Source organism: Bradyrhizobium sp. AUGA SZCCT0431 (genome assembly GCF_018131065.1).
Classification (GTDB): Bacteria; Pseudomonadota; Alphaproteobacteria; order Rhizobiales; family Xanthobacteraceae; genus Bradyrhizobium.
Window position 1 is genome coordinate 37,103 of the sequence record NZ_JAFCLR010000046.1, and the last position, 24,076, is coordinate 61,178.

Below are 24,076 nucleotides of genomic sequence, written 5' to 3' on the forward strand. Positions count from 1 at the left end.
CTCAGGGCTGCTCCAATCTTTTTTGGAAGCCGGCGCGCCGCCAGTTCCGGGCTGCGCCTACGCCGTCCGCGCCTTCGCGGATTTCTGCGCCGAGGCTTTGGTCTTGGCCAGGAGGCGCATCAATTCGCGGACATCCTTCGGCGTCAAATCCGCAAAGATGTCGGCGATCCACAATTCATGCTCGGCCGCCATCTTGCGGAACTCGGCACGGCCGGCCTTGGTCAGGCGGATCACCTGGACGCGGCGGTCGGCATCGGAGGTGCGGCGGTCGAGGTGACCGGATTCGACGAGGCGTTCGACCAGCCCGGTGACGTTGCCGTTCGACACCATCATCCGCTTCGAGACGTCGGACAGCGTCATGCCGTCGGGCACCTTGTCGAGCTGGGCCATCAGGTCGAAGCGCGGCAGCGTCACATCGAAGCGCTCGCGCAGACGGCTGCGAACCTCGCCCTCGATGAGGGTGGTACAGGTCAGAAGGCGGAGCCACAGCCTGATTTCATCCCCGTGATCCTCGGGGAGTTCGACCGCCTTGGTCTCTGAATCAAGCATCATGACGCCATCTTGTCTGATTTGCGTGTGCGGCGAATCCGAACAAGCGCAGCTTGCTATCATGGTCCAGATTTCTTTAGGGTTCAAGCATTTGGCGCGCAGCTTGCATGGCTTTCTTACATGGATTCTTATTTGCGGGCTTGTTGCTTGCGGCCGAAGTCATCCTCAGAATAAGCTGGATCTGAGGCTTTGGTGGGTTGGTTTCGGCGATGGCCGAATGAAGGAGTTGGTGATATGCAGCCGTTGAAATTGGCGGGACCTAAGTTAGCCTTGGTTGCGGTCTTGCTGAGTGCCGCCGCAGGACAAGCCGCGGCGCAGGAGAAGATCAAGATCGGCGTCATCGTGACGTTGTCCGGGCCTCCGGCGGCGCTCGGCCAGCAGGTCCGCGACGGTTTTGCGCTCGCGGTCAAGGACCTCGGCGGCAAGATGGCAGGCAAGGACGTCGAGCTCGTCGTGGTCGATGACGAACTCAAGCCGGACGGCGCCGTGACCAAGGTCAAGGGCCTCCTGGAACGCGAAAAGGTCGATTTCGTCGTCGGACCGATCTTCTCCAACATCCTCCAGGCCATTCACAAGCCGGTCACCGACAACAAGACGTTTCTGATCAGCCCGAACGCGGGCCCGTCGACCTATGCCGGCAAGGAGTGCAGCCCGTTCTTCTACGTCACCTCCTACCAGAACGATCAGGTCCACCAGGTCCTCGGCAAGGTTGCCCAGGATCGCGGCTACAAGCGCGTCTATGTGCTGGTGCCGAACTATCAGGCCGGCAAGGATTCCGCCGCCGGATTCAAGATCGACTACAAGGGCGAGATCGTCGAGGAAAGCTATTTGCCGCTGAACACCTCCGATTTCCAGGTCGAGCTGACCAAGATCTCCTCCTCGAAGCCCGACGCGCTGTTCACCTTCATGCCGGGTGGCCTCGGTGTCGGCCTTGTCAAGCAATACCGCCAGGCCGGCCTTGCCGATCGCATTCCCGTGCTGTCCGCCTTCACCGTCGATGAATCGACGCTGCCGGCACAGCAGGACGCCGCCGTCGGCATGTTCGGCGGTTCCAACTGGGCGCCTAATCTCGACAATCCGCAGAACAAGAAATTCGTGGCCGGCTATGAGGCGGCCTACAACATCGTGCCGGGCACCTATGCTTTCCAGGCCTATGATGCGGCGATGCTGATCGACAGCGCCGTCAAGGCGGTGAAGGGCGATCTCGCCAACAAGGACGCGGTGTCGGCAGCGCTGAAGAAGGCCGACTTCACCTCGCTGCGCGGCGACTTCAAGTTCAACGTCAACGGCTATCCGATCCAGAACTTCTATCTCACCAAAGTGGCAAAACGCCCGGACGGCAAGTTCCAGACCGAGATCGTCGAAAAGGTCTTTTCGAATTACGGCGACCGCTACGCCAAGGATTGCGCGGCGGCTAAATAAGCGGCGACCAACAACGCTGGAAGGAAACAACATGAAAACCGAAATCGCCGGGATCACCCGCGCCAACGAAGGCATTCAGGGAATTTCCTGGAACATCCTTGGCCAGACCTATGTGCCCAAAAGCGTCACCGAGCATTCCTTCTCATGGCATGCGACCTTCCCGCCCGACACCTTCGTGCCGCCGCATATCCACCCCGATCAGGACGAGTATCTCTACATCCTGGAAGGCAAGCTCGACTTCTTCCTCGACGGTGCCGAGACGCAGGCCTCGCCGGGCGATCTGGTGCGGCTTCCGATGGGCAAGCCGCACGGCATCTTCAACAAATCGGGCCGGACCTCGAAGGTGCTGTTCTGGGTCTCGCCGACGCGCCGGCTCTACGACCTGTTCTGGAACATTCACAACATGAAGGAGCAGACGCCCGACGCCGTCGTGGCGCTGGCGGCCGAGCACAACATCCACTTCCTGCCGCCGCCTCCGGGCGCGTGAGCATTTTCTCCGTCGCGTCGTAGCCCGGATGGAGCGCAGCGTAATCCGGGGCCGCGGGGACCACAGCGATCACCATCCCGGATTGCGCTCCGCTCCATCCGGGCTACGGGAGGCGCGGGTTACGCGTACCTACCGTACGGCCGCCAGTGACGGCGCGGCAAAGCCCGCCTTTGACGCATACCCGCGTACGATGGCTTCGCGCTGGCCGTAGCTCAGCACCTTCTCGATATCAGTAAAACCGTCAGGCGCAAGTTGTTCGACGGCGTCGATGACGCCCTCGGGACCGCCGCGGCGGTTCGCGCGCACGATCTCCGCCGTCATCGGCAGCCGCTTCTGCTCGTAGGCCAGCAGCGCCTGGCGCGGATGTTCGGCATGGGCCAGCGAATCCGCAAGCGCCCGCGCATCGAGGATCGCCTGCGAGGCGCCGTTGGAGCCGACCGGATACATCGGATGCGCGGCGTCGCCGAGCAGAGTCACCCTGCCCCAGGTCCAGTACGGCAGGGGATCGCGGTCGCAGCAGGGATATTCATAAAATTCCGGCGTCGCCGAGATCAGGTTGCGGACATCGACATGCGGCACCGAGAACCGCGCCACATGCGGCATCAATTCCTCGCGCTTGCCCTGCCGCGACCAGTCCTCACGGCGCGGCGGCGGCGCGTTGCCTTCGCCAACCCTGACCATCACGGCCCAATTGGTCAGCCGGCTGGCGGGGCTCGATCCTTCCGCGATCGGATAGACCACCACCTTGGCATTGAGCCCACCGGCCACGATCATCGAACTGCCGGTCAGGAACATCGGCCAATCGCGTGCGCCGCGCCACAGCATCAGCCCGTTCCAGCACGGCGGCCCCTCGTCCGGAAACAGCATTTCTCGCACGCGCGAATGGATGCCATCGGCCCCGATCAGGACATCGCCGCGCGCGGTCTTGATATGCGCGCCGGTGCGGTCGAAGAAATGCGCGATCACGCCGCCTTCGTGCTGCGCGAACGCGCCGAGCCGGCAGCCGGTGTGGATCGCCTCCTTGCCGAGCCGCTCCTCGACGGCGCGATGGATGACGCTCTGCAGGCGGCCGCGATGAACCGAGAATTGCGGAACGTCGTGACCGGCGCCGAGGCCGCGCGGCTCGCGCCAGACCTCCTGGCCGTGACGGTTCAGATAATACAGATCATCGGTACGAACAGCGGCCGCATCCAGCCGGTCCAACAGGCCAAGGCCTGCGAGTTCGCGGATCGCATGCGGCAGCGTGTTGATGCCGACGCCGAGCTCGCGAATGCTGTCGGATTGTTCGAACAATTCGCAGTCGATGCCGCGGGCGCGCAGCATCAGCGCGGTGGTGAGGCCTCCGATGCCGCCTCCGACGATGATCGCCTTCATCCGCTCAAACTCCACTCAACTGTCTCCCCCTCTCCCCGCAAGAGCGGGCGAGGGAGAGATAGAGCGTGCCATTCGGCCTATTCGGCCGCAAGCGGCTTTGTCGCCTCGGCCTTGAGCTCGGCGCGGGTTTTCGGCTTACCCTTAATTTTGAGGTCGTCGAAATCCTGCCGGTCGCGGACAGAGTTGCGGAAAATCTGCTCTTTTCCGGGGAGATATTGCGGCGGACAGGCGATATCGGAGGCGCCATACCAGGCCGCCGCCCGCATGGTGAAGGAAGGATCAACCAGATGCGGCCGGCCCAGCGCCACCAGGTCGGCGCGGCCGGCGGCCAGAATCGTGTTGACCTGATCTGACGTCGTGATGTTGCCGACGCACATGGTCGCAACCCTTGCCTCGTTGCGGACCTGCTCGGAGAACGGCGTCTGGAACATGCGGCCGTAAATCGGCTGCGCATCGCGCACGGTCTGTCCGGTGGAGACGTCCACGAGATCGACGCCGGCCTCGCCGAACGCGCGCGCAATCGCTACCGCATCCTCGCCGGTGACGCCGCCTTCGGCCCAGTCGGTGGCGGAGATGCGCACCGACATCGGCTTGTGCGCCGGCCACGCCGCGCGCATCGCCTCGAATATTTCGAGCGGATAACGCAACCGGTTCTCGAGCGTGCCGCCATATTCATCGGTGCGTTGGTTGGTCAGCGGCGAGATGAAACTCGCGAGCAGATAACCGTGGGCGCAGTGCAGTTCCAGCATGTCGAAGCCGCAGGCCTCGCCGCGCAGCGCGGACGCGACGAACTCGGCCTTGACGCGATCCATCGCGGCGCGGTCCATCTCGCGCGGCACCTGGCTGTCCGGGAAATAGGGGATCGGGGACGCCGACAGCGTGTCCCAACCGCCCTGCTCCAGCGGACGGTCCATGCCTTCCCACATCAGCTTGGTGGCGCCCTTGCGCCCGGCATGGCCGAGCTGCAGGCAAATCTTGGCGGCCGAATTGGCGTGGACGAAATCCACGATCCGCGTCCAGGCGGCCTGCTGCGTGTCGTTCCACAGCCCCGTGCATCCGGGCGTGATCCGGGCGTCGCGGCCGACGCAGGTCATCTCGGTGAAAATCAGACCGGCGCCGCCGATCGCGCGCGAGCCGTAATGCACCAGATGGAAATCGCCGGGCACGCCCTCCTCGGCCGAATACATGCACATCGGCGACACCACCGCGCGGTTGGCCACCTCCATCTCGCGCAATTTGAACGGCTGGAACATCGGCGCGACAGGTTTTTCGATGTCGACGTCAAACCCTTTGGCGTGGACGGTCTTTGCAAACGCCTTGTCAACCTCGCCGACGAAGCCCGGTGCGCGCAGCGTGAGGTTATCGTAGGTAATCGCCTTGGCGCGCGTCATGACGCCGAAGGCGAACTGCACGGGATCGAAATCCCAGAAGCGGTCGACATGCTCGAACCAGACCAGCGACACGTCGGCGGCGTGCTGTGTCTTCTCGACCTCCTCGCGCCGGCCCTGCTCGTAGGTCTGCAAAGCGGCGTCGACGGTCGGCGCCTGCGCCATCGCCTCTGCGAGCGCGATGGCGTCTTCCATCGCAAGCTTGGTGCCGGAGCCGATCGAGAAATGCGCGGTCGCCTTGGCGTCACCGAGTAGCACCATATTGTCCTTGACCCAGCGCTCGCTGCGGATCATCGGAAAATTGCGCCACATCGAACGGTTGATCAGCAGCTTGTGCTCGCCGAGGAACCATCCGAAGATTTCCGCCATGCGATCGGCGGATTGCTGCTCGCTCAGGCCTTCCAGGCCGGCGCGCGCAAAGGTCTCGGCATCGGTCTCGAAGATCCAGGTCGAGCGGCCGGCTTCATATTGGTAGGCGTGGGCGATGAACGGTCCCCACTCCGTCTCCTGGAAGATGAAGGTGAAGGCATCGAGCGGCCGGGTGGAGCCCATCCAGGCGAACTTGTTGGAACGCAGATCGATCTCGGGGCGGAAATGCTCGGTATGTTTGTCGCGAAAACGGCTGTTGATGCCGTCGGCGAGCACGATCAAATCGGCATCGGCAAAACGGGCCTCGTCGTCGACGTTGGTTTCGAACAGCAGCGTGACGCCGAGTTCACGGGCGCGTTCCTGCAGGATCAGCAGCAGCATGCGGCGCGAACAGCCGCAAAAACCGTTGCCGCCCACCCGATGGACGGTGCCGCGGAAATGCACCGCGATATCATCCCAATAGGCGAATTCCTGGGTGATGCGGCGGTAGCTCGGCGGGTCGTATTTCTCGAAATTGTCCAGCGTCGCGTCCGAGAACACCACGCCGAAGCCGAACGTGTCGTCGGCGCGGTTGCGCTCGTACACCGTGATCTCGGCCTGCGGCCGCTGCTTCTTCAAAAGGATCGCGGCATAGAGACCCGCCGGTCCCCCGCCGATTATCGCCACCTTCATCAGCGCCTCCGAAGCAAGCTAACGGGCCAAGTTCGAAATTACTTTAAGCCTAAAACAATTTTTGGGCAAGACCCTCCCCGTTCAATTCGTAGCCCGGATGGAGCGAAGCGCAATCCGGGGTTCTTGTTTTGGGGCGAGGTCCCGGGTTGCGCTTCGCTTCACCCGGGCTACGGCCCCTCAATTCCCCTGGAACACCGGCGACCGCTTGTTGGAAAACGCCTCGAACGCCCGGGCAAAGTCCTCCGTGGTCATGCACAGGGCCTGGGCGACGGCTTCCGCCTCGATCGCTTCCTCCACCGACATCGCCCATTCCATCGCCAGCATCCGCTTGGTCATGGTGTTGGCGTAGGTCGGCCCGTCGGACACCTGTTTCGCCAGCGCTTGCGCCTGCGCCAGCACCTGGTCGGGCGCTACGATCCGGCTGAAGAAGCCCCAGCGTTCGCCCTCCTCCGCGGTCATGAAACGGCCGGTGTAGAGCAGTTCCGACGCCCGCGACTGGCCAATGATGCGCGGCAGGATCGCACAGGCGCCCATGTCGCAGCCGGAGAGACCGACCTTGTTGAAGAGGAAGGCGACCTTGGCGCCGGGCGCTGCCAGGCGCATATCCGAGGCCATCGCGATGATCGCGCCGGCACCGGCGCAGATGCCGTCGACGGCGGCGATGACCGGTTGCGGACAGGCGCGCATCGCCTTGACCAGATCGCCGGTCATCCGGGTGAACGCCGTGAGGCCCTTGGTGTCCATCTGCACCAGCGGGCCGATGATCTCGAAGACGTCGCCGCCCGAAGAGAAGTTGCCGCCGGCGCCTGACACCACGATGGTTTTGACTTCCTCGTCCATCGCGCAGGCGCGGAAGAAATCCGTCAGTTCCCGGTAGCTGTCGAAGGTCAGCGGATTTTTCCGCTCCGGACGATTCAGCGTCACGGTGGCGATCTTGCCGTCGACGGCGAGCAAGAAATGCTTCGGCGAATATTCGGCCAGCGGCAGCGTGACGGGGTTGGCGGGTCTGCTCATGGGATCTCCCTTGTCTTGCTATTCGTCATTGCGAGCGCAGCGAAGCAATCCATTCTTTCTGCGGCAAGATGGATTGCTTCGCTTCGCTCGCAATGACAGTTTCAATTTCAAACTTCGCCGCCGGCGACCGCGACCGCCTGTCCGGTAATGGCGCCGGCGCCCGAGCCGCACAACCACAGCACGGCATCGGCGACTTCCGACGGCGCAACGAGGCGGCCCTGCGGATTGTGCTTCGACAGTTCGGCCACCGCCTGCTCACGGCTGCGACCGGTCTTCTTGATGATGTTGTCGATCGAACCTTCGAGCAGATCGGTTTCGGTGAAACCGGGACATACGGCGTTCACCGTAACGCCGCTCTTGGCCGTTTCCAGCGCGAGCGAACGGACGAGACCGATGACCGCATGCTTCGCCGCGCTATAGGCGCTGACATAGGCGTAGCCCTTCAGGCCGGCGGTCGAAGCGATCGCGACCACCCTCCCCTGGCGGCGCTCCAGCATTCCGGGCAACACCGCCTGCGTGGCGTGAACCACGCCCATGAAATTGACGTCCATCATACGCTGGAACAACGCCGCATCGGAGCGGCCGAACGGCGCGGATTCAGCCGCGCCTGCATTGGCGATCAGGATGTCGATCGGCTGCCGCGCCGCGGCCTCCGCAACGGCTGATTTCACGGAAGCTGCATCGGCGACATCGGCAGCAACCGCGAACTGCGCGGCGCCCGAGGCAACGGCTTCATCCAGCGTGGCGCGGTTGCGGCCGAGCACGGTGACGACAGCGCCGGCTTCTGACAGTGCTGCGGCGACCGCGCGGCCAATGCCTCGCCCGCCGCCGGTGACGAGCGCATGCTGGGAATGCAACGGTTTGGACATCGGTCGGCCTCCCGGAACTGACCCCCGACATTTATTTTAAACTTCAAGCTTTTGCAAGGAAGCAAGTTACGGAAGCATTCCGTGCGCTACATCCGCTTGACAGAAGGCCGGCCGCGGGTAGCGTCGTCGCGACAGCCAAAGAGGGATCAACAACATGGCGGCGCTCGAAAAAGGCATCACGCGGAACGGCACCGGATATTCCGGCAAGACCTGGAACATCCTCGGCCAGGTGTATTTCCCCAAGGCCGTGACGGATTCGACCTTTGCGTTCGAGACCAACAGTGATCCCGGCCAGTTCGTACCGGTCCACATCCACCCCACGCAGGACGAATTCATCCTGGTACAGGACGGCATGCTCGACCTGAAACTCGATGGCGTCTGGGTGCAGGCCAAGGCCGGTGACCTGGTGCGGCTGCCGCGCGGAATCCCGCACGGTTATTTCAACAAATCGGACAGGCCGGCGCGGGCGCTGTTCTGGGTTTCACCGACCCAGAAGCTGGAAGCACTTTTCAACCAACTGCACAATCTGAGCGATGTCGCTGAAATCGTGCGCATCTCGGCCGAGCATGAAGTGAATTTTCTGCCGCCGGAAGCCAACGACTAAAACTCTTCTCGAGCTTTAGCTGAGCCCGTCCGCAATGTGCCGCGCGGGCGGCGATGGCAAAGTTCTGAAGCTGCGCGAGAGTATTTGCGCCAGACCTGGCGCGACGAGCCCGTATCCGCGAACCGCAGGTTCGCGCGATGACGAGCTTTCAATGTTCAAATTGACGTAAGCGGCCTTAAGCCCCGGCAGCCGGCAGGCTGGCGGCGGCGATCGCGACGATCTGGGCTAGGCGACGTCCGATCCGGGACGGCGCGTTGCGCAGAAATGTACCTACCTGTCGCATCTCATCTTCCATGGCGCCCGGCGGAACGGTTGTTCCCAGAAACGAGGCGCACAAAGGAAAATGGTCGTAACGGGCTAACTAGTCGAGATGTCTACGAAAATAGCAATGCGCGCGTCGTCCGGGCGCCCTTTGGCAGTGGAATTATTGCCGTGATCGCGCCCGCCGCGGGGGAAATTTTCTCCGCGGATTTGGCGATCGGAACTGCACTTTCGGCACTGAACCTGCCCCGGGAAGGACGGATTCAGGCCGCCTCGCTCTACTTTGGCATCACGATCCAGGACGTGCCGTCAAAGCGCGCCAGCCGCATCTGCTTGATCGGGAAAAAATCCTTGGCACTGGTGCTGAGGTTGATGCCCGGCAGCAGCATCGGAAGCTCCAGATCCTTCATGGAGGCCGCCTGCTGCATGACGTTCTCGCGTGTCAGGACGTCGCCGCATTGCTTGAGGACTTGGACGATGGTCTGGGCCATGGAGTAGCCATAGACATTGCTGCCATCGATCAGGCTTCCGCGCGGATACCATTGCTTCATGAAGGCGAGCCAGTCCTGAAAGCCCTTGTCGCTTTCCCACACCTTGTCGGTGGGATCCTTCATATAGGCCGCCGTCACGGCGCCAATCGATTTCTCCAGACCGGCCGGAGCCAGAGCCGCGCCGACCGACGCGCCAACGCTCGGCAGGATGATCGCGGGCTTCCAGGTCAGCTCAAACGTCCGGCGGATCGCCTGGGCGACGAATCTCGGATTCGCGTGCAGGAAAAACACGTCGGCGCCGGCAGTCTTCAACGTGATGACTTGCGAGTCGACAGTAGGATCCGACAATTCATACGAGGTCTCGGCCACGATCAGCTTGGCGGCGTCACCGAGGCCCGCCTTCAAACCCTTGATGTAATCCTTTCCGGAATCGTCGTTCTGATACAGCACACCGATTTTTGCCGTCGGATACGTGGCAGCCGTGTAACGGCCGAGAATGGCGCCTTCGATCTGGTAGCTGGGCTGCCATCCCATGGTCCACGGAAAATGCTCCGGATCGCCCCACCGCGTCGCGCCGGTCGCGACGAAAAGCTGCGGCACCTTCTTGATGTTCAGATATTTCTGAACGGCGGCGTTCGGCGCGGTGCCGAGCGAGCCGGCGATGAACAGAACATCATCCTGCTCGACCAGCTTGCGCGTGGCTTCCACCGTCTTCGACGAAACAAACCCGTCGTCCTGCGACAGCAGCGTGATCTTCCGGCCGTTGACGCCGCCCTCCGCGTTGATCTTGTCGAAATAGGCCTTCATCACCAGGCCGATCGTGGCATAGGACGAAGCCGGCCCGCTGTACGGCATGGTCTGGCCGATCTTGATCTCGGTGTCCGACGCGCCGGGATCGTATTTCTTCTGTGCGGACGCTGCTCCCGTCCAGACGATGGCACTGGCTACACCGGCAACAAGGGCCGGCCACAACGACTTACTCAACATGCACTCACTCCCCTGCTTCTCTTCTTCGTTCCGGCACCAGAAGATGCCGGCTATTGTTCGATCGGTTGCCTCACCGAGCTCATAACCCGGTGATGCCGCTGTCGACCGCCAGCGTCTGCGCGTTGACGTAAACGCTCTCGTCGGACATGAAAAACAGCGCGGCGTAGGCGATCTCCCACCCCGTCGCCATCCGCCCGAACGGCGCGCCCGACGCACTGCGCGACGGCCGGCCGGCGCTGGTGTGGCGTCCGAGCGGCGTATCGACCAGTCCGGGGCAGATGATGTTGGCGCGGATGCCGCGGCGCGCGCCTTCCTTGGCGACGTTGCGCATCAGGCCGCCAAGCGCGGCCTTCGACGTGTCATAGGCAATCAGCCGCGAGCCCGAGCGAAGCCCGGCGATCGACGAGATGAACACGATCGACGCCCCGTCGGCGATATGCTTCAGCGCCTTGCGGCAGCAAAGCATCGGACCGGTCAAATTGACCGCGAACGTGTCATTCCACTCCTTGAGATCGACACCGTCGAGCCCCAGCGCCCCGACGCCGATGCCGACATTGAGCACCATGCCGTCGAGCCCGCCGAGACCATCAACGGCCTCGTCGATCATCCTGTTCACATCGGCTTCGCGCGCGATATCCGCCTTGATCGAAAAGGCGAGACCGCCCTCGCCGGCAATGCGCTTTACGGTGTCATCGGCGCTGGCGCGGTGCAGGTCGGCGACCGCGACATGGGCGCCTTCCCTGGCAAACAGCATCGACATGGCCCGGCCGTTTCCAACCGGATCGGTCGCGGCATCGAACGTCCGCTGACCGCCACCGACGACCAGGATCCTGCGGCCCCGAAGCCGGCCGCGACCCGGAGCCTGACCTTCGGACGCCGCGCTGAGCGGGCGGACATAGCGCATTTTCTCTGACATTTTTATCTCGCGTCGTATTGGCGCAGAATGGATCTGCACAGCCGCATCGCCGGAATCATGCCGGCTTCGGCATGCCCCATCATGCGGAAGATGCTTGGGCTGAACGGCATCCCGTCAAAGGATGCGCAGATATCTCCGTCGGTCGCGCCCGGATCAATCAGGGGTAACCCTGCCACGCGCTTCTCCCTTGCCTTTTCGTTTTTTTGTATTTGTTGGCTCTGCGACGTCGCTGATGGCGATCAGCGAAAAGAAGAAACCGAGAAACCGCTCGATGGCTTCCATCACCTTGTCACGCGGTGACGATTGCGCGCCCATCAAATAGTGCTCAAGGCGGATGTAGATCAGGCCGGCCGCGAACAGCCGCGCGGTCTCGCGCGGATCCGGTGTCCTGACGAGACCGGCCAGCGTGAAGCCGCGGAAATAATCCGTCATCAGGCGCTGTTCGCGCGCATAAAACTGATCGGCGAATTTCGCGCGAATGCCCGGCACGCGGTTTCGTTCCGCGGTGATGACCTTCTGGAACTGATGCTCGCGCGGGTCCGACCATTGGTCGACGAGGTCGAGAGCAAACTGCCGGCAAAACGCGGCGGGCTGGTCGCGCAATTGGCGATAGCGCGGCTGCTCGAGGCGGCTCGCCGAACTCGCCGGCCCGTGCTCGCTGACGATCGCTTCCAGGATCGCCGCCTTGCCCGGGAAGTGGTTGTAAAGGCTGCTTTCGCGGACACCGACCCGGCGCGCCAGTTCGCGCATCGAGGCGCCGCCATAGCCGCTCTCGGCAAACAGGCCGAGCGCTTCGGCAAGAATGCGCTCGCGGGTGGAGGTGGCGACCGTTTCGGCCGCACTGGAAGCAGTGGAAATCATGCACATTGACTAACGAACGATCGTTCGATAGTCAACCAAACGAACGATCGTTCGTACGCCGAACGACCGAATAGGCCGCCCGAAGAGGCGGGAAACCTGGGAGGAGCTACAAAGTGCGCCGTTTTCCTGGACCCCGACTTCACGCCCTTGGCATCGCCCTGTCGGTGCTCGCGGCCATCCCCGCGCAGGCGCAAAGCGCCGCGAAATACGACACGGGTGCTGACGACAAGACGATCAAGATCGGCACCACGGCCCCCCTCAGCGGGCCGGTTTCCGCCTTCGCGCAGATCGCGAAATCCGCCGAAGCCTATTTTCGCAAGATCAATGACGAAGGCGGCGTCAACGGGCGACGGATCCAGATGACCATCGCGGACGACGCCTATAGCCCGCCGAAAACCGTCGAGCAGACGCGGCGCCTGGTCGAAAGCGATGAGGTGCTGCTGATCTTCGGCGGGGTCGGGACGCCGACCAACAACGCCGTGCACAAATATCTCAACGACAAGAGGGTGCCGCAACTCTTCCTCGGCTCCGGCGCCGCGAAGTGGGATGATCCGAAGAGTTTCCCGTGGACGGTCGGCTGGCAGCCGACCTATCGCGACGAGGCCCTCGCATACTCCAAATACATCAGGGACAGCCACCCGAAGGCAAAGGTCGGCGTTCTCTATCAGAACGACGATCTCGGAAAAGACTATCTGAAGGCGCTGGAGGAAGGCCTCGGCGGCAGCGATCAGATCGTCTCCAAGGCCCCCTATGAAACCACCTCGCCCACCATCGATACCCAGATACTGCTCTTGAAGAGCAGCGGCGCCGATGTCGTGCTGGTGGCCGCCACGCCGAAATTTGCAGCTCAGGCGATCCGCAAGATCGGCGAGATCGGTTGGAAGCCGACCACGATCATTTCAAACGTATCTGCCTCCATCAGCGGCGTGCTCGAACCGGCGGGGCGCGAGAATTCGGTCGGCGTCGTCTCCAGCCAGTATCTGAAAGACAGCACCGACCCCGGCCTGAAGGATGACCCTGGCTACAAGGAATGGCTGGCCTTCATGGAGAAATATCTGCCGGACGCCAACAAGAGCGACTGGCTGAACGTGTATGGCTACACCATCGCCCAGACATTGGTAACGACGCTCAAGGCCGCCGGTAACGATCTGACCCGCGCCAATGTGATGAAGCAGGCGACCAACCTGAAAGACGTTCGCCTGCCGATGCTGATCAACGGCACCGCGGTGAATAATTCGCCGGAACGCTATACGCCGATGACGAGCATGCGGCTGATCCGCTATGACGGAACACGCTGGGTGCCGTTCGGCGATCTGCTGCGGAACTGACAAGCCCAGCATGGAGACGCTGAAAATTGGCAGCATGCGGATCGACCGGCTGGTCGAGATTGCCAGTTTGCCGTTTGAAAAGAACTGGTTGTTCGCCAACGTCGATGACGAGGTGATCGCGGCTAACAGCGACTGGCTGGACGAGCGATACATCGAGCCCGGCACCGGGCGGATGATCCTCAGCCACCACTCCTACGTGGTCCGCACCGACCGATGGACAGCCCTGGTCGACACCTGCTGCGGCAATCACAAGCTGCGGCCGCGCGTCCCGGTGTGGAACCAGCTCAACCAGCCTTATCTGGAAAACATGCAAGCACTCGGCGTTCGTCCCGAAGACGTCGACTTCGTGATGTGCACCCATCTGCATGTCGATCACGTCGGCTGGAACACGCGGCTCATCGACGGGCGCTGGGTCCCGACCTTCCCGAACGCGCGGTACCTGATGGGCCGCGCCGAGTATCGCCATTGGGAGCAGGCGCACGCCACCAACCCCACAAATCCGGTCAATCACGGATCGTTCGCAGATTCGGTGTTGCCGGTGGTTGCCGCCGGACAGGCGGAATTCGTGGAAACCGACCATCTGCTGTTCGACGATCGAAACGCGATGATGCACTTTGAGCCCGCCCCGGGCCATACGATCGGCAATATGCAGATCCATTTGAACGGCAGGCATGATCACGCGGTCATGTCCGGCGACATCATCCATCATCCGATCCAGTGCGCGGCGCCCTGGCTCTCGAACGCGGCGGATTTCGATCGGGAGGCCGCGCGGGCCACCCGTATCAAACTGCTCGAGCGGCTCGCGGACACGCCGAGCATCCTGCTTGCGGCGCATTTCCCGGCACCGACCGCCGGCCGCGTGGTATCGAAGGGATCCGCCTTCCGGTTCGTTTTCCTCTAGCGCCTATTTCGGCGCAAACCCGAACGCCCGCTCGAAGCGCATGGCATAGGCCGGCCAGACCTCGGGATTGACGATACGCGGCGGCCGCTTTCCGTCGAGCGCGTCGAGGATCTGTTCGGCAGCGATCCTGCCCATGTTGACGCGGGCTTCCCTGGTGACACCTGCCGTATGCGGGCTCGCCAGCACATTGTCGAACTGCAGCAGCGGATGTTCCGGCGGCGGCGGTTCCTTGTCCCAGACGTCGAGCCCGGCACCGGCGATCCGCTTGTCGCGCAGCGCATCGTACAACGCGGCCTCGTCGTGAATGAAGCCGCGGGCGGTGGTGATGAAGAACGCATGCGGCTGCATCAGCGCGAACTGTTTAGCGCCGATCATGCGGCGATTGTCTTTTGTCAGTGGGCAGGAAATCGAAACGAAGTCCGAGCGGCGCATCAGATCGTCGAGTTCGACCTTCTCGGCGCCCCGCGCCGTGATTTCCTCCGCCGTCAGATAGGGATCATATGCGATCACCTTCATGTGCAGCAGGCCCTTGCAGAGCTCGGCGATGCGGCGGCCGACATTGCCGATCCCGACGATGCCGATGGTCTTGCCCTGCGCCTCGTTGCCGATCAACGCGTTGCGATTGACATTGGCCTCGCGGCGCAGCGCACGGTCGGATTCGAGGATGCGCTTCGACAGCGTCAGCAGCATGCCAAGCGCGTGCTCGGCCACGGAATTGGCGTTGCCGCCGGTCTGGTTGACCACCAGCACGCCGGCCGCGGTGCAGGCATCGACATCGACGGGATCAAAGCCCGCGCCGTTGCTGGAGACGATGAGCAAATTCGGCGCCCGCTTCAGAAGATCAGCATGGGCATGGAAATGCGGCGCCAGTTCATCGCGCGCCGCCCCGATCTGATAGGCGTGCGCCGCGGCCAGAATCGGCGCCGCGACGGATTCAGGGCTCTCGTTTTCCAGCTTGTCGAGCCGCACATCGGCCCTAGCCTTCAGGATCTCGGTGTAGATCTCGTGGGCGAGATATTTGACGTAGAACACGCGCTTGTTGTTGACGGTCATCTTCTTGTGCAACTTTCAGTTCGGGAAACCGTAGAGTGTAGCGGGATTGCTGACGAGGATGCGCTGCTGCGTTGCCTTATCAGGCGTCCACATCTGAAACAATTCGAGAAGGTGTCCGGCGTCGGGCATTTCGCCCTCGACCCGGGGATGCGGCCAGTCGCCGCCCCAGACCAGGCGCTCCGGATTTATCTTGACCAGCATCTCGTGGAACGGCCGCGCTTCGGGATAGTCAGGCGCGTTTTGGCTCAGCCGGTGCGCGCCCGACAATTTCGCCCAGCACCAGCCCTCGCCGACCGCGCGCAACAGGCTCTGGAAGCCCTCCGTACCGGTGCCGGCGCGCGCATCGGTGCGGCCCATGTGATCGATCACGACCGGCAGGCCGAGTTTTTTGAGGATCGGAATCGCCTGCGGCAAATCCTTGACATCGATCCAGAGCTGCAGGTGCCAGCCAAGCTCGGCCATGACAGGCGCAAGTTTCTCGGCCACCGTCAACGGCACGCCGCCGCGATAGTGCAATTGACCATCACGAAAGAAGTGATTGAAGCGCAGACCACGCACACCAGCCGCGTGCCATGCGCGCAATTCGTCAGGCGAGACATTGGCGTCGGCCACCGCCACGCCGCGCAGGCGGCCGGGCTCTCTCCGCAGCGCATCGAGCATCGCCGCATTGTCGCGGCCGTGCGCACTGCCCTGCACCAGCACGCCGCGCGCAAAGCCGAGCGTGTCGAGCATGCCGAGATATTTTTCCAGCGGCGCATCCGGCGGCGTGTAGCTGCGATCATCCGCATAGGGAAAGCGATCCGATGGGCCGAACACATGCGCATGGGCATCGCAGGCATCAGGCGGCAGCGACACCTTGGGACGACTGACGGGACGCGGCGGCAGGCAGGCTGGAATCATCTTGAGCACCCCACGTTATTCCGCCTTCATTCCGGCCGCCTTGATGATCGGCTCCCACTTTTCGTAATCGGCACGGATCTTGGCATGGAACTGTTGCGGCGAACTGCCGATCGGCAATGCGCCGAGCTTGCCGAGGCGCTCCTTGACGGAATCCGTGTTCAGGGCCGCAACGAAATCACGGAAGAGTTTTGCCAGCACATCGGGCGGCATGCCGGACGGTCCGAGCAGGCCCCACCACACGCCGGTGTCATAACCCGGCACCGCCTCCGACATGCTGGGCACATCGGGCAGGAACGGCGCACGCTCGGCCGTGGTGACGGCGAGCGCGCGCAGCGTGCCGGCCTGAAGCTGTCCGACCGATTCCGGGCCGTTGTTGAACGACATCGGGATCTGTCCGCCGAGCAGATCATTGATCGCGGGCGCGCCGCCCTTGTAGGGAATGGCGTTGAGATCGACCTTGGCGAGACTCTTCAGCAGTTCGCCGGCCAGATGCGTCGACGTGCCCGTGCCGGCATGGGCAAATGAAAGACTGCCCGGCTTCGCCTTCGCCGCCTCGATCACATCGACCAGCGTCTTGAACGGTGAATCGGCGCGCACCAGCAGGATATTGGGCGACGACGCCAGCAGCGAAATCGGCGTGAAGTCCTTGAAGGTGTCGTAGGGAATTTTGGGATACAGCAACGGATTGGTGGCGTGGCCGCTCGCGACCATGATCAGCGTATAGCCGTCAGCCGGCGAGGCCACGACCGCCTGCGAGGCAATGACGCCGCCGGCGCCCGGACGGTTCTCGACCACGACCGACTGGCCCCATTGCTTGGACACCACCTCACCCAGCGTGCGCGTCAGGACATCGACGCCGCCACCGGCGGGATAGGGCACGAGAATACGCACGGGCTTTGAAGGGAACGACTGCGCGGATGCCGCGCCGGGCGCAGCGAGCATCAATGCCGCAACCGCAGCCATCCGGAACCAAACTCCCACGGCAGCCCTCCCGATGTTCTCGTTATCTCACATTGTCGCATGCCGGCGTGCTTGAGCCATCGCCAAGTCTGCAGATCACGGTAACGATGAAGGCATGTTGACAATCCCGTCCGCGGCGTCAAGTTTCGGCGCAGCAAAAGCTGCGCGACGGCACCACGTCGCGAACGCGAATTTTCGGAAGATCGAGGGAGAAGACAGGATGGCGGTTGCAGAGGAAAAAACCTCGCCCGAGAACTCGCATGAGAAGAGCTGGCACGGCATCGTGCTGCAAGCGCTCAAGCGCAACGATATCAGTCTGGTGCCCTATGTGCCCGATCGCGTCCTGACCACGCTGATCAAGAACCTGCATGCCGATCCGTTTTTCACGACCTTTCCGACCGCGCGCGAGGAAGAAGCCGTCGGCATCGTCTCGGGCGCCTGGATGGGCGGGCGGCGCGGCGCGGTGCTGATGCAGACGTCAGGCTTTGCGACGCTCGCCAACGTGCTGGCCTCGCTGGCGATGCCTTACCAGATCCCGCTGATCATGTTCGTGTCCGAACGCGGCACGCTCGGCGAGTTCAACTACGGCCAGTCGCTGGTATGCCGCACCATGCGCCCGGTGCTGGATTCGCTCGCGATGGAGCATCATACCGTGACACGGCTCGACGAGTTCGAATTCATCTGCGACCGCTCGATCAAGCAAGCCATCTCCACGCAGGCGCCGGTGGCGCTGATCCTCTCGCCGCTTCTGACCGGCGGCAAAGTACTCGACAAGTGAGCGATGTCATGAACAGCACCCCTGCCCGCAACACCAAGGTCATGAACCGCTTCGATCTCACCTCACGGCTGATCGCCAAGCTGAAGAACGAGGAAGCCGTCGTCGGCGGCATCGGCAACACCAATTTCGATCTGTGGGCCGCCGGCCATCGCCCGCAGAACTTTTATATGCTCGGCAGCATGGGCCTCGCCTTTCCGATCGCGCTCGGCGTGGCACTGGCGCAACCGAAGCGCCGCGTCTTCGCACTCGAGGGCGACGGCTCGCTGTTGATGCAACTGGGCGCGCTGTCGACGATCGCAACCCTGGCGCCGAAGAATCTCACGATGGTGGTGATGGACAACGGCGTCTACCAGATCACCGGCGCGCAGCCGACGCCGGGCGCGACCGTCGCCGACATCGTCGCGATTGCACTTGCAAGCGGCCTCAGCAACAGCACCTGGGCCGCGGACGAGGAGGATTTCGAGCGTTTGATCGATCAATCGATGTCGGCCGCGGGGCCGACGCTGATTGGTGTGCGGATCGACGACAAACCGGGCGTCGGCACCACCCGCCGCGATCCCGTGCAGATCAGGGAGCGCTTCATGCACGGGCTGGGCGTGCGGGAACCGCTCTAGCTTTTTGTTTTGACGCGTTTTCTTCACGCGAACCGGGCTCCATCCCGCATCAAGTGCGGGACAGGCTTTCGCTCGAAAACGCTCTAGTATTAGGCATTAACCACACTGCATTGCAGCTGTTCGCAGGTGCAATATTCGCATCCCAGGACGTGCTATGCCGGGGCATGTCAATCGCCCTCAAACTCTTCGCCTGGTGTCTTGCCGCAGCCGTCGCTTTCGCAACCCTTGGGCCGCCGGGTTACCGGCCGCATGCCTATAGCCTTGGACAGGACGGCGAGCATGCGCTTGCCTTTGTCCTGATCGGGCTCGCGTTCGGCCTGGCCTACACGAAAAACCGGTTGTTGACGGCGGCCATTGCCGTCGGCCTGACGGGCCTGATCGAGCTCCTGCAATTCTGGGCGCCGGGGCGGCACGCGCGGCTGGAGGATTTTCTGGTCGACGCGCTTGCAGTCTGCGTTGGTCTCGCCGCTGCGGCGGCCTTCGACTTGATCGTCAAGCGAACGCAACGATCGAGCGCCGGTGCGTCCTGACGGCCGGTGCGTCCTGACGCAAAAATCCCCGCGGGAGGAATTCCCCCGCGAGGATCGATTGCAAGCGGCTCGCTTAATCGATGATTTTGATGATCTTGCGGGTGCGCGGCTCCACAATCACACGGCGATCATTGACCACTGCATAGCGATACTCGGTGTGACTCGGCACCGTGCGCAACTCGACCGTCGCAGGCAGTGGCTCGCCGACGACGATACGCTCACGCACCACGACCGACGGCGCGCGTTCGGCCTGGATCGACGTGATCACGGCATTCGGAATTTCCAATCCAAGACCTACGGCCGCACCCACGGTGCCGCCAACGACCTCGCCGACCGGACCTCCGACCTGACCACCCGCTCGTGCGCCGTCCTGCGCGCCCTGAACGGTGGTGGATTGGGCAAACGCCGCGCCCGAAGTCAGCAGCGAAGCGGCAATCAGCGAAACAGCTAAACGATTGTTCATCATGTCCTCCAGTGAATTGATGGTGCGTTTCAACCATCGGAGGCATCAGATGTTCCGGTTCCACGCGCGCCAATAACGGGCACATGGAACAGGAAGTTCCGCATCAGGTTCCGCGTTCGATCAAGTCTTTCCAATCTCGTGATTGGCCATCATCTCAAGCGCCTTCACCATGCCGGAATGATCCCACGCCTTGCCGCCATGCGCGGCGCAGGAACTGAACAGCTGCTGCGCGATCGCCGTGTTCGGCAAGGAAATGCCGAGCGAGCGCGCGCCTTCGAGGGCGAGGTTGAGATCCTTCTGATGCAGTTCGATGCGGAAACCCGGATCGAAATTGCGCTTGATCATGCGCTCGCCATGCACTTCGAGAATCCGCGACGACGCAAAGCCGCCCATCAGCGCCTGCCGCACCAATGCAGGATCGGCGCCGGCACGCGACGCAAACAACAGCGCTTCGCCAACCGCCTCGATCGTCAGCGCGACGATGATCTGGTTGGCGACCTTGGTGGTCTGGCCATCGCCATTGCCGCCGACCAGCGTGACGTTCTTGCCCATCTTGTCGAACACCGGCTTCATGGTGTTGAACGCGCGCTCGGGTCCACCCACCATGATGGTCAGGCTCGCGGCCTTGGCGCCGACCTCGCCGCCGGAAACCGGGGCATCGAGATAATCGGCGCCGAGCGCCTCGATCTTTTTGGCGAATTCTTTCGTCGCGAGCGGCGAGATCGAGCTCATGTCGACCACGATCTGGCCTTTTGAAATCCCCTGCGCGACGCCGCCCTCGGCGAACAACACCGCTTCGACATGCGGCGTGTCCGGCACCATGATGATGACGATGTCGGATTTTTCCGCGACCTCCTTGCCCGATTTGCAGGCCACGCCGCCCTCAGCGACAAGCTCGGGCGGGATCGGCGCCACGTCGTGCAGGAACAGGCGATGGCCGGCAGTCTGGAGATGCTTCGCCATCGGGCGACCCATGGTGCCGAGGCCGATAAAGCCGATATCGATCATTTGGATTTCCCCTTGTTATTGACCAATCAGGTATCGAGCGTCAGGGCCGCGTGCCAACCGAGGCCATCGACGGTCGTCGTCCTCGGTTTATACTCGCATCCGACCCAGCCGCGATAGCCGATCGCGTCGAGATGCCGAAACAGGAACGGATAATTGATTTCACCGGTGCCGGGCTCGTTGCGGCCGGGATTGTCGGCGAGCTGGACATGGGCGATGCGCGGCAGGTGCTTCTGCAGGCTGCGCGCGATGTCGCCTTCCATGATCTGCATGTGGTAGATGTCGTATTGCACGAACAGGTTGCTCGATCGCACGTCTGATATGAGCTGGATCGCCTGTTCGGTACCGCTCAGGAAAAAGCCCGGAATGTCTGTTGTGTTGATCGGCTCGACCAGAAGCCTGATCCGTTCCTTGGCCAGCGCGTCGGCGGCAAAGCGCAAATTGCCGACCAGCACCTCGTTCAATTCGCGCGCATCGGCCCCATCAGGCGCTATGCCGACCAGGCAGTTGAGCTGACGGCAATCCAGCGCCCTGGCGTAATCGATGGCGCGCGCGACGCCGTCGCGGAATTCCTCGACCCGATCAGGAAAAATCGCGATGCCGCGCTCACCCGCCGCCCAATTGCCGGCGGGGAGATTATGCAGCACCTGGGTCAATCCGTGCTGCTGCAATTGCTCGCTGAGCTCGGCTTTGTCGAAATCATAGGGAAACAGATATTCGACGCCGCTAAAGCCGGCGGCCTTGGCCGCCGCAAAGCGATTTGGGAATGGCAGTTCGCCGAACAGCATGGTGAGGTTGGCGGCAAATTTGGGCATCGTCGATATCCCCCCTTAAGCCGGCAACAATGTGCCAGATGTGTTCGACTTCGCCGGCGCATCGTCCAGCGGCAGATCGAGCACTTCCTCGAACTCGATGATGTTGTCGATCTCGGTGCCCATGGAAATGTTGGTGACGCGCTCGAGGATGAACTCGACCACCACAGGCACCTTGTGCTCCGCCATCCATTCGCGCGCAGTCGCGAACGCCGCCTGGGCGTCGTGCGGATCGGTGACGCGGATCGCCTTGCAGCCGAGGCCTTGGGCAACCGCGACGTGATCGACGCCGTAGACGCCGAGCTCCGGCGCGTTGATGTTCTCGAACGACAACTGCACCTGATAGTCCATCTCGAAGCCGCGCTGGGCCTGGCGGATCAGGCCGAGATAGGAATTGTTCACGACGACGTGGATGTAAGGCAGCTTGAACTGCGCGCCGACCGCGAGCTCCTCGATCAGAAACTGGAAGTCATAGTCGCCCGACAGCGCCACGATCTCGCGGGTCGGATCGGCCGCGCGCACGCCAAGCGCCGCTGGCAATGTCCAGCCGAGCGGACCGGCCTGACCGGCGTTGATCCAGTTGCGCGGACCGTAAACGCCGAGGAATTGCGCGCCAGCAATCTGCGACAGCCCGATCACGCTGACGTAACAGGTGTCGCGGCCGAATGCCCGGCTCATCTCCTCATAGACCCGCTGCGGCTTGATCGGGATGTCGTCAAAGCGGCTCCTGCGCAGCATCGTGCGCTTGCGGTCCTGGCATGCGGCCGGCCAGGCTTGGCGGTCCCGGAGCTTGCCGTCCCTGCGCCATTCCTTGGCGACGGTGACGAACAATTCCAGCGCCGCCTTGGCATCGGAGACGATGCCGAAATCCGGATTGAAGACGCGGCCGATCTGCGTCGGCTCGATATCGACATGCACGAAGGTGCGGCCCTTGGTGTAGGTCTCGATCGAGCCGGTGTGGCGGTTGGCCCAGCGATTGCCGATCCCGAGCACGAAGTCGGATTGCAGCATGGTGGCGTTGCCGTAGCGGTGGCTGGTCTGCAGCCCGACCATGCCCGCCATCAGCACGTGATCATCGGGAATGGCGCCCCACCCCATCAGCGTCGGCACCACGGGAACGTTGACGGCCTCGGCAAATGCCACCAGCAATTCGGATGCGTCGGCATTGATGACGCCGCCGCCGGCGACGATCAGCGGCCGCTCCGCGGCGTTGAGCATCGCCAGCGCCTTTTCGATCTGCCTGCGCGTCGCTGATGGTTTGTAGACCGGCAGCGGCTCATAAGTTTCGTCGTCGAACTCGATCTCGGCAAGCTGCACGTCGAGCGGCAGATCGATCAGGACAGGACCGGGACGGCCCGAGCGCATGATGTGAAAGGCCTGGCTGAACACGCGCGGCACCAGCGCCGGCTCGCGCACCGTCACCGCCCATTTCGTCACGGGTTTTGCGATCGACTCGATGTCGACCGCCTGGAAGTCTTCCTTGTAGAGCCGCGCGCGCGGCGCCTGTCCGGTGATGCAGAGGATCGGGATCGAATCGGCGATCGCCGAATAAAGCCCGGTGATCATGTCGGTGCCGGCCGGGCCCGACGTGCCGATGCAGACGCCGATATTGCCGGCCTTGGCGCGGGTATAGCCCTCGGCCATGTGGGACGCGCCCTCGACATGGCGCGCCAGGATGTGGCTGATCGAACCGCGCCGCTTCAGCGCGGAATAAAGCGGATTGATCGCCGCACCGGGAACCCCGAAGGCGGTCACCACGCCTTCCTTTTCGAGGATACGTACCGCGGCATCGATCGCTCGCATCTTCGCCATTTTGCGCCTCGTTTGACCGTGTTGCTCTGGCGCGACCATCACGGCTGCCACCTTCGATCTCAACGACGACGCTTTTGTTTCCCGCGATGTGGGAGGAATTGGGAAAAGCACGGCGGATCAGGTGGTTGGGTGGAAGGATCGGTGAAACGATGGGATTGGCTGACGAGAGTCGGAAGCTCTCAGCCGTCGTCCCGGCGAAGGCCGGGACCCATAACCACCGGTGATAATTGCTTTTACACGCAGATCGTTATCTTCCTTTTTTAGCAACGGGGGGCCGCGGCGTATGGGTCCCGGCCTTCGCCGGGACGACGTAGATAGATGTGTGTTCGCATTCTCGCGGCGCGTTGCGCCCGAGTTGTGAAAGAAATCTTCGGCCCCCCAAAATGAGAGGGCGCAGGGAAGACCGGGTGCGCGCTGCACCCGCGGTCTCGCGTGCGGTTTGCACAAAACAAAGTGCACACGAGCATACAGGGCAGCGGAGAACACCCGGCCTTCCCTGCGCAATGGCTTTACGGCTTATATCGTGCTCTCCCCGGTGAACGGGCTTTCTTGCCACCGTCGCTCCCGATCAGCTTTTGGCCTCTCAGGAACTTGACACCAGCAACGGGGTGTCAGGACCACGCGCCTTCGCCGTACGCCTCTGTCGCGTTACGTCT

The 24,076-nt window shown here is 62.8% G+C and carries 23 protein-coding genes and 1 pseudogene; 8 read left to right on the forward strand and 16 right to left on the reverse strand.

Going from position 1 to position 24,076, the window contains the following annotated elements; genetic code table 11:
• Positions 1 to 57: 57 nt before the first annotated feature.
• Positions 58 to 552: a MarR family winged helix-turn-helix transcriptional regulator gene (locus tag JQ567_RS31975; RefSeq protein WP_212442512.1), complete on the reverse strand. Its 495-nt coding sequence runs from the start codon at positions 550 to 552 to the stop codon at positions 58 to 60.
• Positions 553 to 783: 231 nt separating this feature from the next.
• Between JQ567_RS31975 and JQ567_RS31980 the strand changes: the two genes are divergently transcribed.
• A complete protein-coding gene (locus JQ567_RS31980) occupies positions 784 to 1,971 on the forward strand; it encodes an ABC transporter substrate-binding protein (RefSeq protein ID WP_212442513.1) in 1,188 nt (395 codons plus the stop codon).
• A 31-nt stretch (positions 1,972 to 2,002) separates the two neighbouring features.
• Positions 2,003 to 2,458, forward strand: coding sequence for a cupin domain-containing protein (locus JQ567_RS31985; protein ID WP_212442514.1), 456 nt, complete (start codon positions 2,003 to 2,005; stop codon positions 2,456 to 2,458).
• 129 nt (positions 2,459 to 2,587) lie between these two features.
• On the opposite strand, the gene JQ567_RS31990 is transcribed toward JQ567_RS31985, so the two are convergent.
• The 4 genes from JQ567_RS31990 to JQ567_RS32005 all read right to left on the reverse strand — a co-directional run bounded on the left by JQ567_RS31990 (position 2,588) and on the right by JQ567_RS32005 (position 8,144).
• Entirely contained in the window at positions 2,588 to 3,832 is a 1,245-nt protein-coding gene (locus JQ567_RS31990) for a flavin-dependent oxidoreductase (protein ID WP_212442515.1), read from the reverse strand.
• 77 nt (positions 3,833 to 3,909) lie between these two features.
• On the reverse strand, positions 3,910 to 6,261 hold the full coding sequence (locus tag JQ567_RS31995; protein WP_212442516.1) for a bifunctional salicylyl-CoA 5-hydroxylase/oxidoreductase: 2,352 nt from the start codon (positions 6,259 to 6,261) through the stop codon (positions 3,910 to 3,912).
• A gap of 177 nt (positions 6,262 to 6,438) precedes the next feature.
• Positions 6,439 to 7,275 carry an enoyl-CoA hydratase family protein gene (locus JQ567_RS32000; protein WP_212442517.1) on the reverse strand — a complete coding sequence of 279 codons (837 nt, stop codon included), beginning with the start codon at positions 7,273 to 7,275 and terminating at the stop codon, positions 6,439 to 6,441.
• 107 nt (positions 7,276 to 7,382) lie between these two features.
• Entirely contained in the window at positions 7,383 to 8,144 is a 762-nt protein-coding gene (locus JQ567_RS32005; RefSeq protein WP_212442518.1) for an SDR family NAD(P)-dependent oxidoreductase, read from the reverse strand.
• A 154-nt stretch (positions 8,145 to 8,298) separates the two neighbouring features.
• Between JQ567_RS32005 and JQ567_RS32010 the strand changes: the two genes are divergently transcribed.
• The gene (locus JQ567_RS32010) at positions 8,299 to 8,748 is read left to right on the forward strand and encodes a cupin domain-containing protein (protein ID WP_212442519.1); all 450 of its coding nucleotides are present in this window, start codon (positions 8,299 to 8,301) and stop codon (positions 8,746 to 8,748) included.
• Positions 8,749 to 9,287: 539 nt separating this feature from the next.
• On the opposite strand, the gene JQ567_RS32015 is transcribed toward JQ567_RS32010, so the two are convergent.
• From JQ567_RS32015 to JQ567_RS32025, 4 genes and pseudogenes are all read right to left on the reverse strand, one after another.
• Positions 9,288 to 10,487, reverse strand: coding sequence for an ABC transporter substrate-binding protein (locus JQ567_RS32015; protein WP_212442520.1), 1,200 nt, complete (start codon positions 10,485 to 10,487; stop codon positions 9,288 to 9,290).
• A 79-nt stretch (positions 10,488 to 10,566) separates the two neighbouring features.
• A complete protein-coding gene (locus JQ567_RS32020) occupies positions 10,567 to 11,403 on the reverse strand; it encodes an SDR family NAD(P)-dependent oxidoreductase (protein WP_212442521.1) in 837 nt (278 codons plus the stop codon).
• Between the two features lie 17 nt (positions 11,404 to 11,420).
• Positions 11,421 to 11,579: pseudogene (locus JQ567_RS38415) on the reverse strand (carboxymuconolactone decarboxylase family protein); the annotation flags it as partial.
• Entirely contained in the window at positions 11,557 to 12,264 is a 708-nt protein-coding gene (locus tag JQ567_RS32025; protein ID WP_212442522.1) for a TetR/AcrR family transcriptional regulator, read from the reverse strand. The gene JQ567_RS32025 and the pseudogene JQ567_RS38415, both read right to left, overlap by 23 nt.
• Positions 12,265 to 12,377: 113 nt before the next feature.
• Between JQ567_RS32025 and JQ567_RS32030 the strand changes: the two genes are divergently transcribed.
• Entirely contained in the window at positions 12,378 to 13,592 is a 1,215-nt protein-coding gene (locus tag JQ567_RS32030; protein ID WP_212442523.1) for an ABC transporter substrate-binding protein, read from the forward strand.
• A 10-nt stretch (positions 13,593 to 13,602) separates the two neighbouring features.
• Complete coding sequence (locus JQ567_RS32035) at positions 13,603 to 14,493, forward strand: MBL fold metallo-hydrolase (RefSeq protein WP_212442524.1); 891 nt, start codon at positions 13,603 to 13,605, stop codon at positions 14,491 to 14,493.
• Positions 14,494 to 14,496: 3 nt separating this feature from the next.
• Here the strand turns inward: JQ567_RS32035 and JQ567_RS32040 are convergent, their stop codons facing one another.
• From JQ567_RS32040 to JQ567_RS32050, 3 genes are read right to left on the reverse strand one after another with little or no spacing between them, the layout of a single operon-like run.
• Complete coding sequence (locus JQ567_RS32040; protein ID WP_212442525.1) at positions 14,497 to 15,546, reverse strand: hydroxyacid dehydrogenase; 1,050 nt, start codon at positions 15,544 to 15,546, stop codon at positions 14,497 to 14,499.
• Between the two features lie 15 nt (positions 15,547 to 15,561).
• On the reverse strand, positions 15,562 to 16,446 hold the full coding sequence (locus JQ567_RS32045; protein ID WP_249165867.1) for an amidohydrolase: 885 nt from the start codon (positions 16,444 to 16,446) through the stop codon (positions 15,562 to 15,564).
• 15 nt (positions 16,447 to 16,461) lie between these two features.
• Entirely contained in the window at positions 16,462 to 17,409 is a 948-nt protein-coding gene (locus JQ567_RS32050; protein ID WP_212442536.1) for a tripartite tricarboxylate transporter substrate binding protein, read from the reverse strand.
• 217 nt (positions 17,410 to 17,626) lie between these two features.
• Between JQ567_RS32050 and JQ567_RS32055 the strand changes: the two genes are divergently transcribed.
• The 3 genes from JQ567_RS32055 to JQ567_RS32065 all read left to right on the forward strand — a co-directional run bounded on the left by JQ567_RS32055 (position 17,627) and on the right by JQ567_RS32065 (position 19,328).
• Positions 17,627 to 18,184 (forward strand): thiamine pyrophosphate-binding protein, encoded by a 558-nt coding sequence (locus tag JQ567_RS32055; RefSeq protein WP_212442527.1) that lies wholly within the window; start codon positions 17,627 to 17,629, stop codon positions 18,182 to 18,184.
• Between the two features lie 8 nt (positions 18,185 to 18,192).
• The gene (locus JQ567_RS32060; RefSeq protein WP_212442528.1) at positions 18,193 to 18,798 is read left to right on the forward strand and encodes a thiamine pyrophosphate-dependent enzyme; all 606 of its coding nucleotides are present in this window, start codon (positions 18,193 to 18,195) and stop codon (positions 18,796 to 18,798) included.
• 164 nt (positions 18,799 to 18,962) lie between these two features.
• Positions 18,963 to 19,328: a VanZ family protein gene (locus JQ567_RS32065; RefSeq protein ID WP_212442529.1), complete on the forward strand. Its 366-nt coding sequence runs from the start codon at positions 18,963 to 18,965 to the stop codon at positions 19,326 to 19,328.
• Between the two features lie 73 nt (positions 19,329 to 19,401).
• Here JQ567_RS32065 and JQ567_RS32070 read toward each other — a convergent pair whose 3' ends face one another.
• The 4 genes from JQ567_RS32070 to gcl form a co-directional block, all read right to left on the reverse strand.
• A complete protein-coding gene (locus tag JQ567_RS32070; RefSeq protein WP_212442537.1) occupies positions 19,402 to 19,791 on the reverse strand; it encodes a DUF1236 domain-containing protein in 390 nt (129 codons plus the stop codon).
• 120 nt (positions 19,792 to 19,911) lie between these two features.
• Positions 19,912 to 20,799, reverse strand: a complete 888-nt coding sequence (locus JQ567_RS32075) for a 2-hydroxy-3-oxopropionate reductase (protein ID WP_212442530.1) — start codon at positions 20,797 to 20,799, stop codon at positions 19,912 to 19,914.
• 26 nt (positions 20,800 to 20,825) lie between these two features.
• A complete protein-coding gene (hyi, locus tag JQ567_RS32080; RefSeq protein ID WP_212442531.1) occupies positions 20,826 to 21,611 on the reverse strand; it encodes a hydroxypyruvate isomerase in 786 nt (261 codons plus the stop codon).
• Between the two features lie 15 nt (positions 21,612 to 21,626).
• A complete protein-coding gene (gene gcl / locus JQ567_RS32085; RefSeq protein ID WP_212269064.1) occupies positions 21,627 to 23,420 on the reverse strand; it encodes a glyoxylate carboligase in 1,794 nt (597 codons plus the stop codon).
• Between the last annotated feature and the right edge of the window lie 656 nt (positions 23,421 to 24,076).

Bases quoted from the DNA above. Each gene is read 5' to 3' on its own strand.
- JQ567_RS31975 (WP_212442512.1), bottom strand. From the start codon at position 552: ATGATGCTTGATTCAGAGACCAAGGCGGTCGAACTCCCCGAGGATCAC.
- JQ567_RS31980 (WP_212442513.1), top strand. From the start codon at position 784: ATGCAGCCGTTGAAATTGGCGGGACCTAAGTTAGCCTTGGTTGCGGTC.
- JQ567_RS31985 (WP_212442514.1), top strand. From the start codon at position 2,003: ATGAAAACCGAAATCGCCGGGATCACCCGCGCCAACGAAGGCATTCAG.
- JQ567_RS31990 (WP_212442515.1), bottom strand. From the start codon at position 3,832: ATGAAGGCGATCATCGTCGGAGGCGGCATCGGAGGCCTCACCACCGCG.
- JQ567_RS31995 (WP_212442516.1), bottom strand. From the start codon at position 6,261: ATGAAGGTGGCGATAATCGGCGGGGGACCGGCGGGTCTCTATGCCGCG.
- JQ567_RS32000 (WP_212442517.1), bottom strand. From the start codon at position 7,275: ATGAGCAGACCCGCCAACCCCGTCACGCTGCCGCTGGCCGAATATTCG.
- JQ567_RS32005 (WP_212442518.1), bottom strand. From the start codon at position 8,144: ATGTCCAAACCGTTGCATTCCCAGCATGCGCTCGTCACCGGCGGCGGG.
- JQ567_RS32010 (WP_212442519.1), top strand. From the start codon at position 8,299: ATGGCGGCGCTCGAAAAAGGCATCACGCGGAACGGCACCGGATATTCC.
- JQ567_RS32015 (WP_212442520.1), bottom strand. From the start codon at position 10,487: ATGTTGAGTAAGTCGTTGTGGCCGGCCCTTGTTGCCGGTGTAGCCAGT.
- JQ567_RS32020 (WP_212442521.1), bottom strand. From the start codon at position 11,403: ATGTCAGAGAAAATGCGCTATGTCCGCCCGCTCAGCGCGGCGTCCGAA.
- JQ567_RS32025 (WP_212442522.1), bottom strand. From the start codon at position 12,264: ATGATTTCCACTGCTTCCAGTGCGGCCGAAACGGTCGCCACCTCCACC.
- JQ567_RS32035 (WP_212442524.1), top strand. From the start codon at position 13,603: ATGGAGACGCTGAAAATTGGCAGCATGCGGATCGACCGGCTGGTCGAG.
- JQ567_RS32040 (WP_212442525.1), bottom strand. From the start codon at position 15,546: ATGACCGTCAACAACAAGCGCGTGTTCTACGTCAAATATCTCGCCCAC.
- JQ567_RS32045 (WP_249165867.1), bottom strand. From the start codon at position 16,446: ATGATTCCAGCCTGCCTGCCGCCGCGTCCCGTCAGTCGTCCCAAGGTG.
- JQ567_RS32050 (WP_212442536.1), bottom strand. From the start codon at position 17,409: ATGGCTGCGGTTGCGGCATTGATGCTCGCTGCGCCCGGCGCGGCATCC.
- JQ567_RS32055 (WP_212442527.1), top strand. From the start codon at position 17,627: ATGGCGGTTGCAGAGGAAAAAACCTCGCCCGAGAACTCGCATGAGAAG.
- JQ567_RS32060 (WP_212442528.1), top strand. From the start codon at position 18,193: ATGAACAGCACCCCTGCCCGCAACACCAAGGTCATGAACCGCTTCGAT.
- JQ567_RS32065 (WP_212442529.1), top strand. From the start codon at position 18,963: ATGTCAATCGCCCTCAAACTCTTCGCCTGGTGTCTTGCCGCAGCCGTC.
- JQ567_RS32070 (WP_212442537.1), bottom strand. From the start codon at position 19,791: ATGAACAATCGTTTAGCTGTTTCGCTGATTGCCGCTTCGCTGCTGACT.
- JQ567_RS32075 (WP_212442530.1), bottom strand. From the start codon at position 20,799: ATGATCGATATCGGCTTTATCGGCCTCGGCACCATGGGTCGCCCGATG.
- hyi (WP_212442531.1), bottom strand. From the start codon at position 21,611: ATGCCCAAATTTGCCGCCAACCTCACCATGCTGTTCGGCGAACTGCCA.
- gcl (WP_212269064.1), bottom strand. From the start codon at position 23,420: ATGGCGAAGATGCGAGCGATCGATGCCGCGGTACGTATCCTCGAAAAG.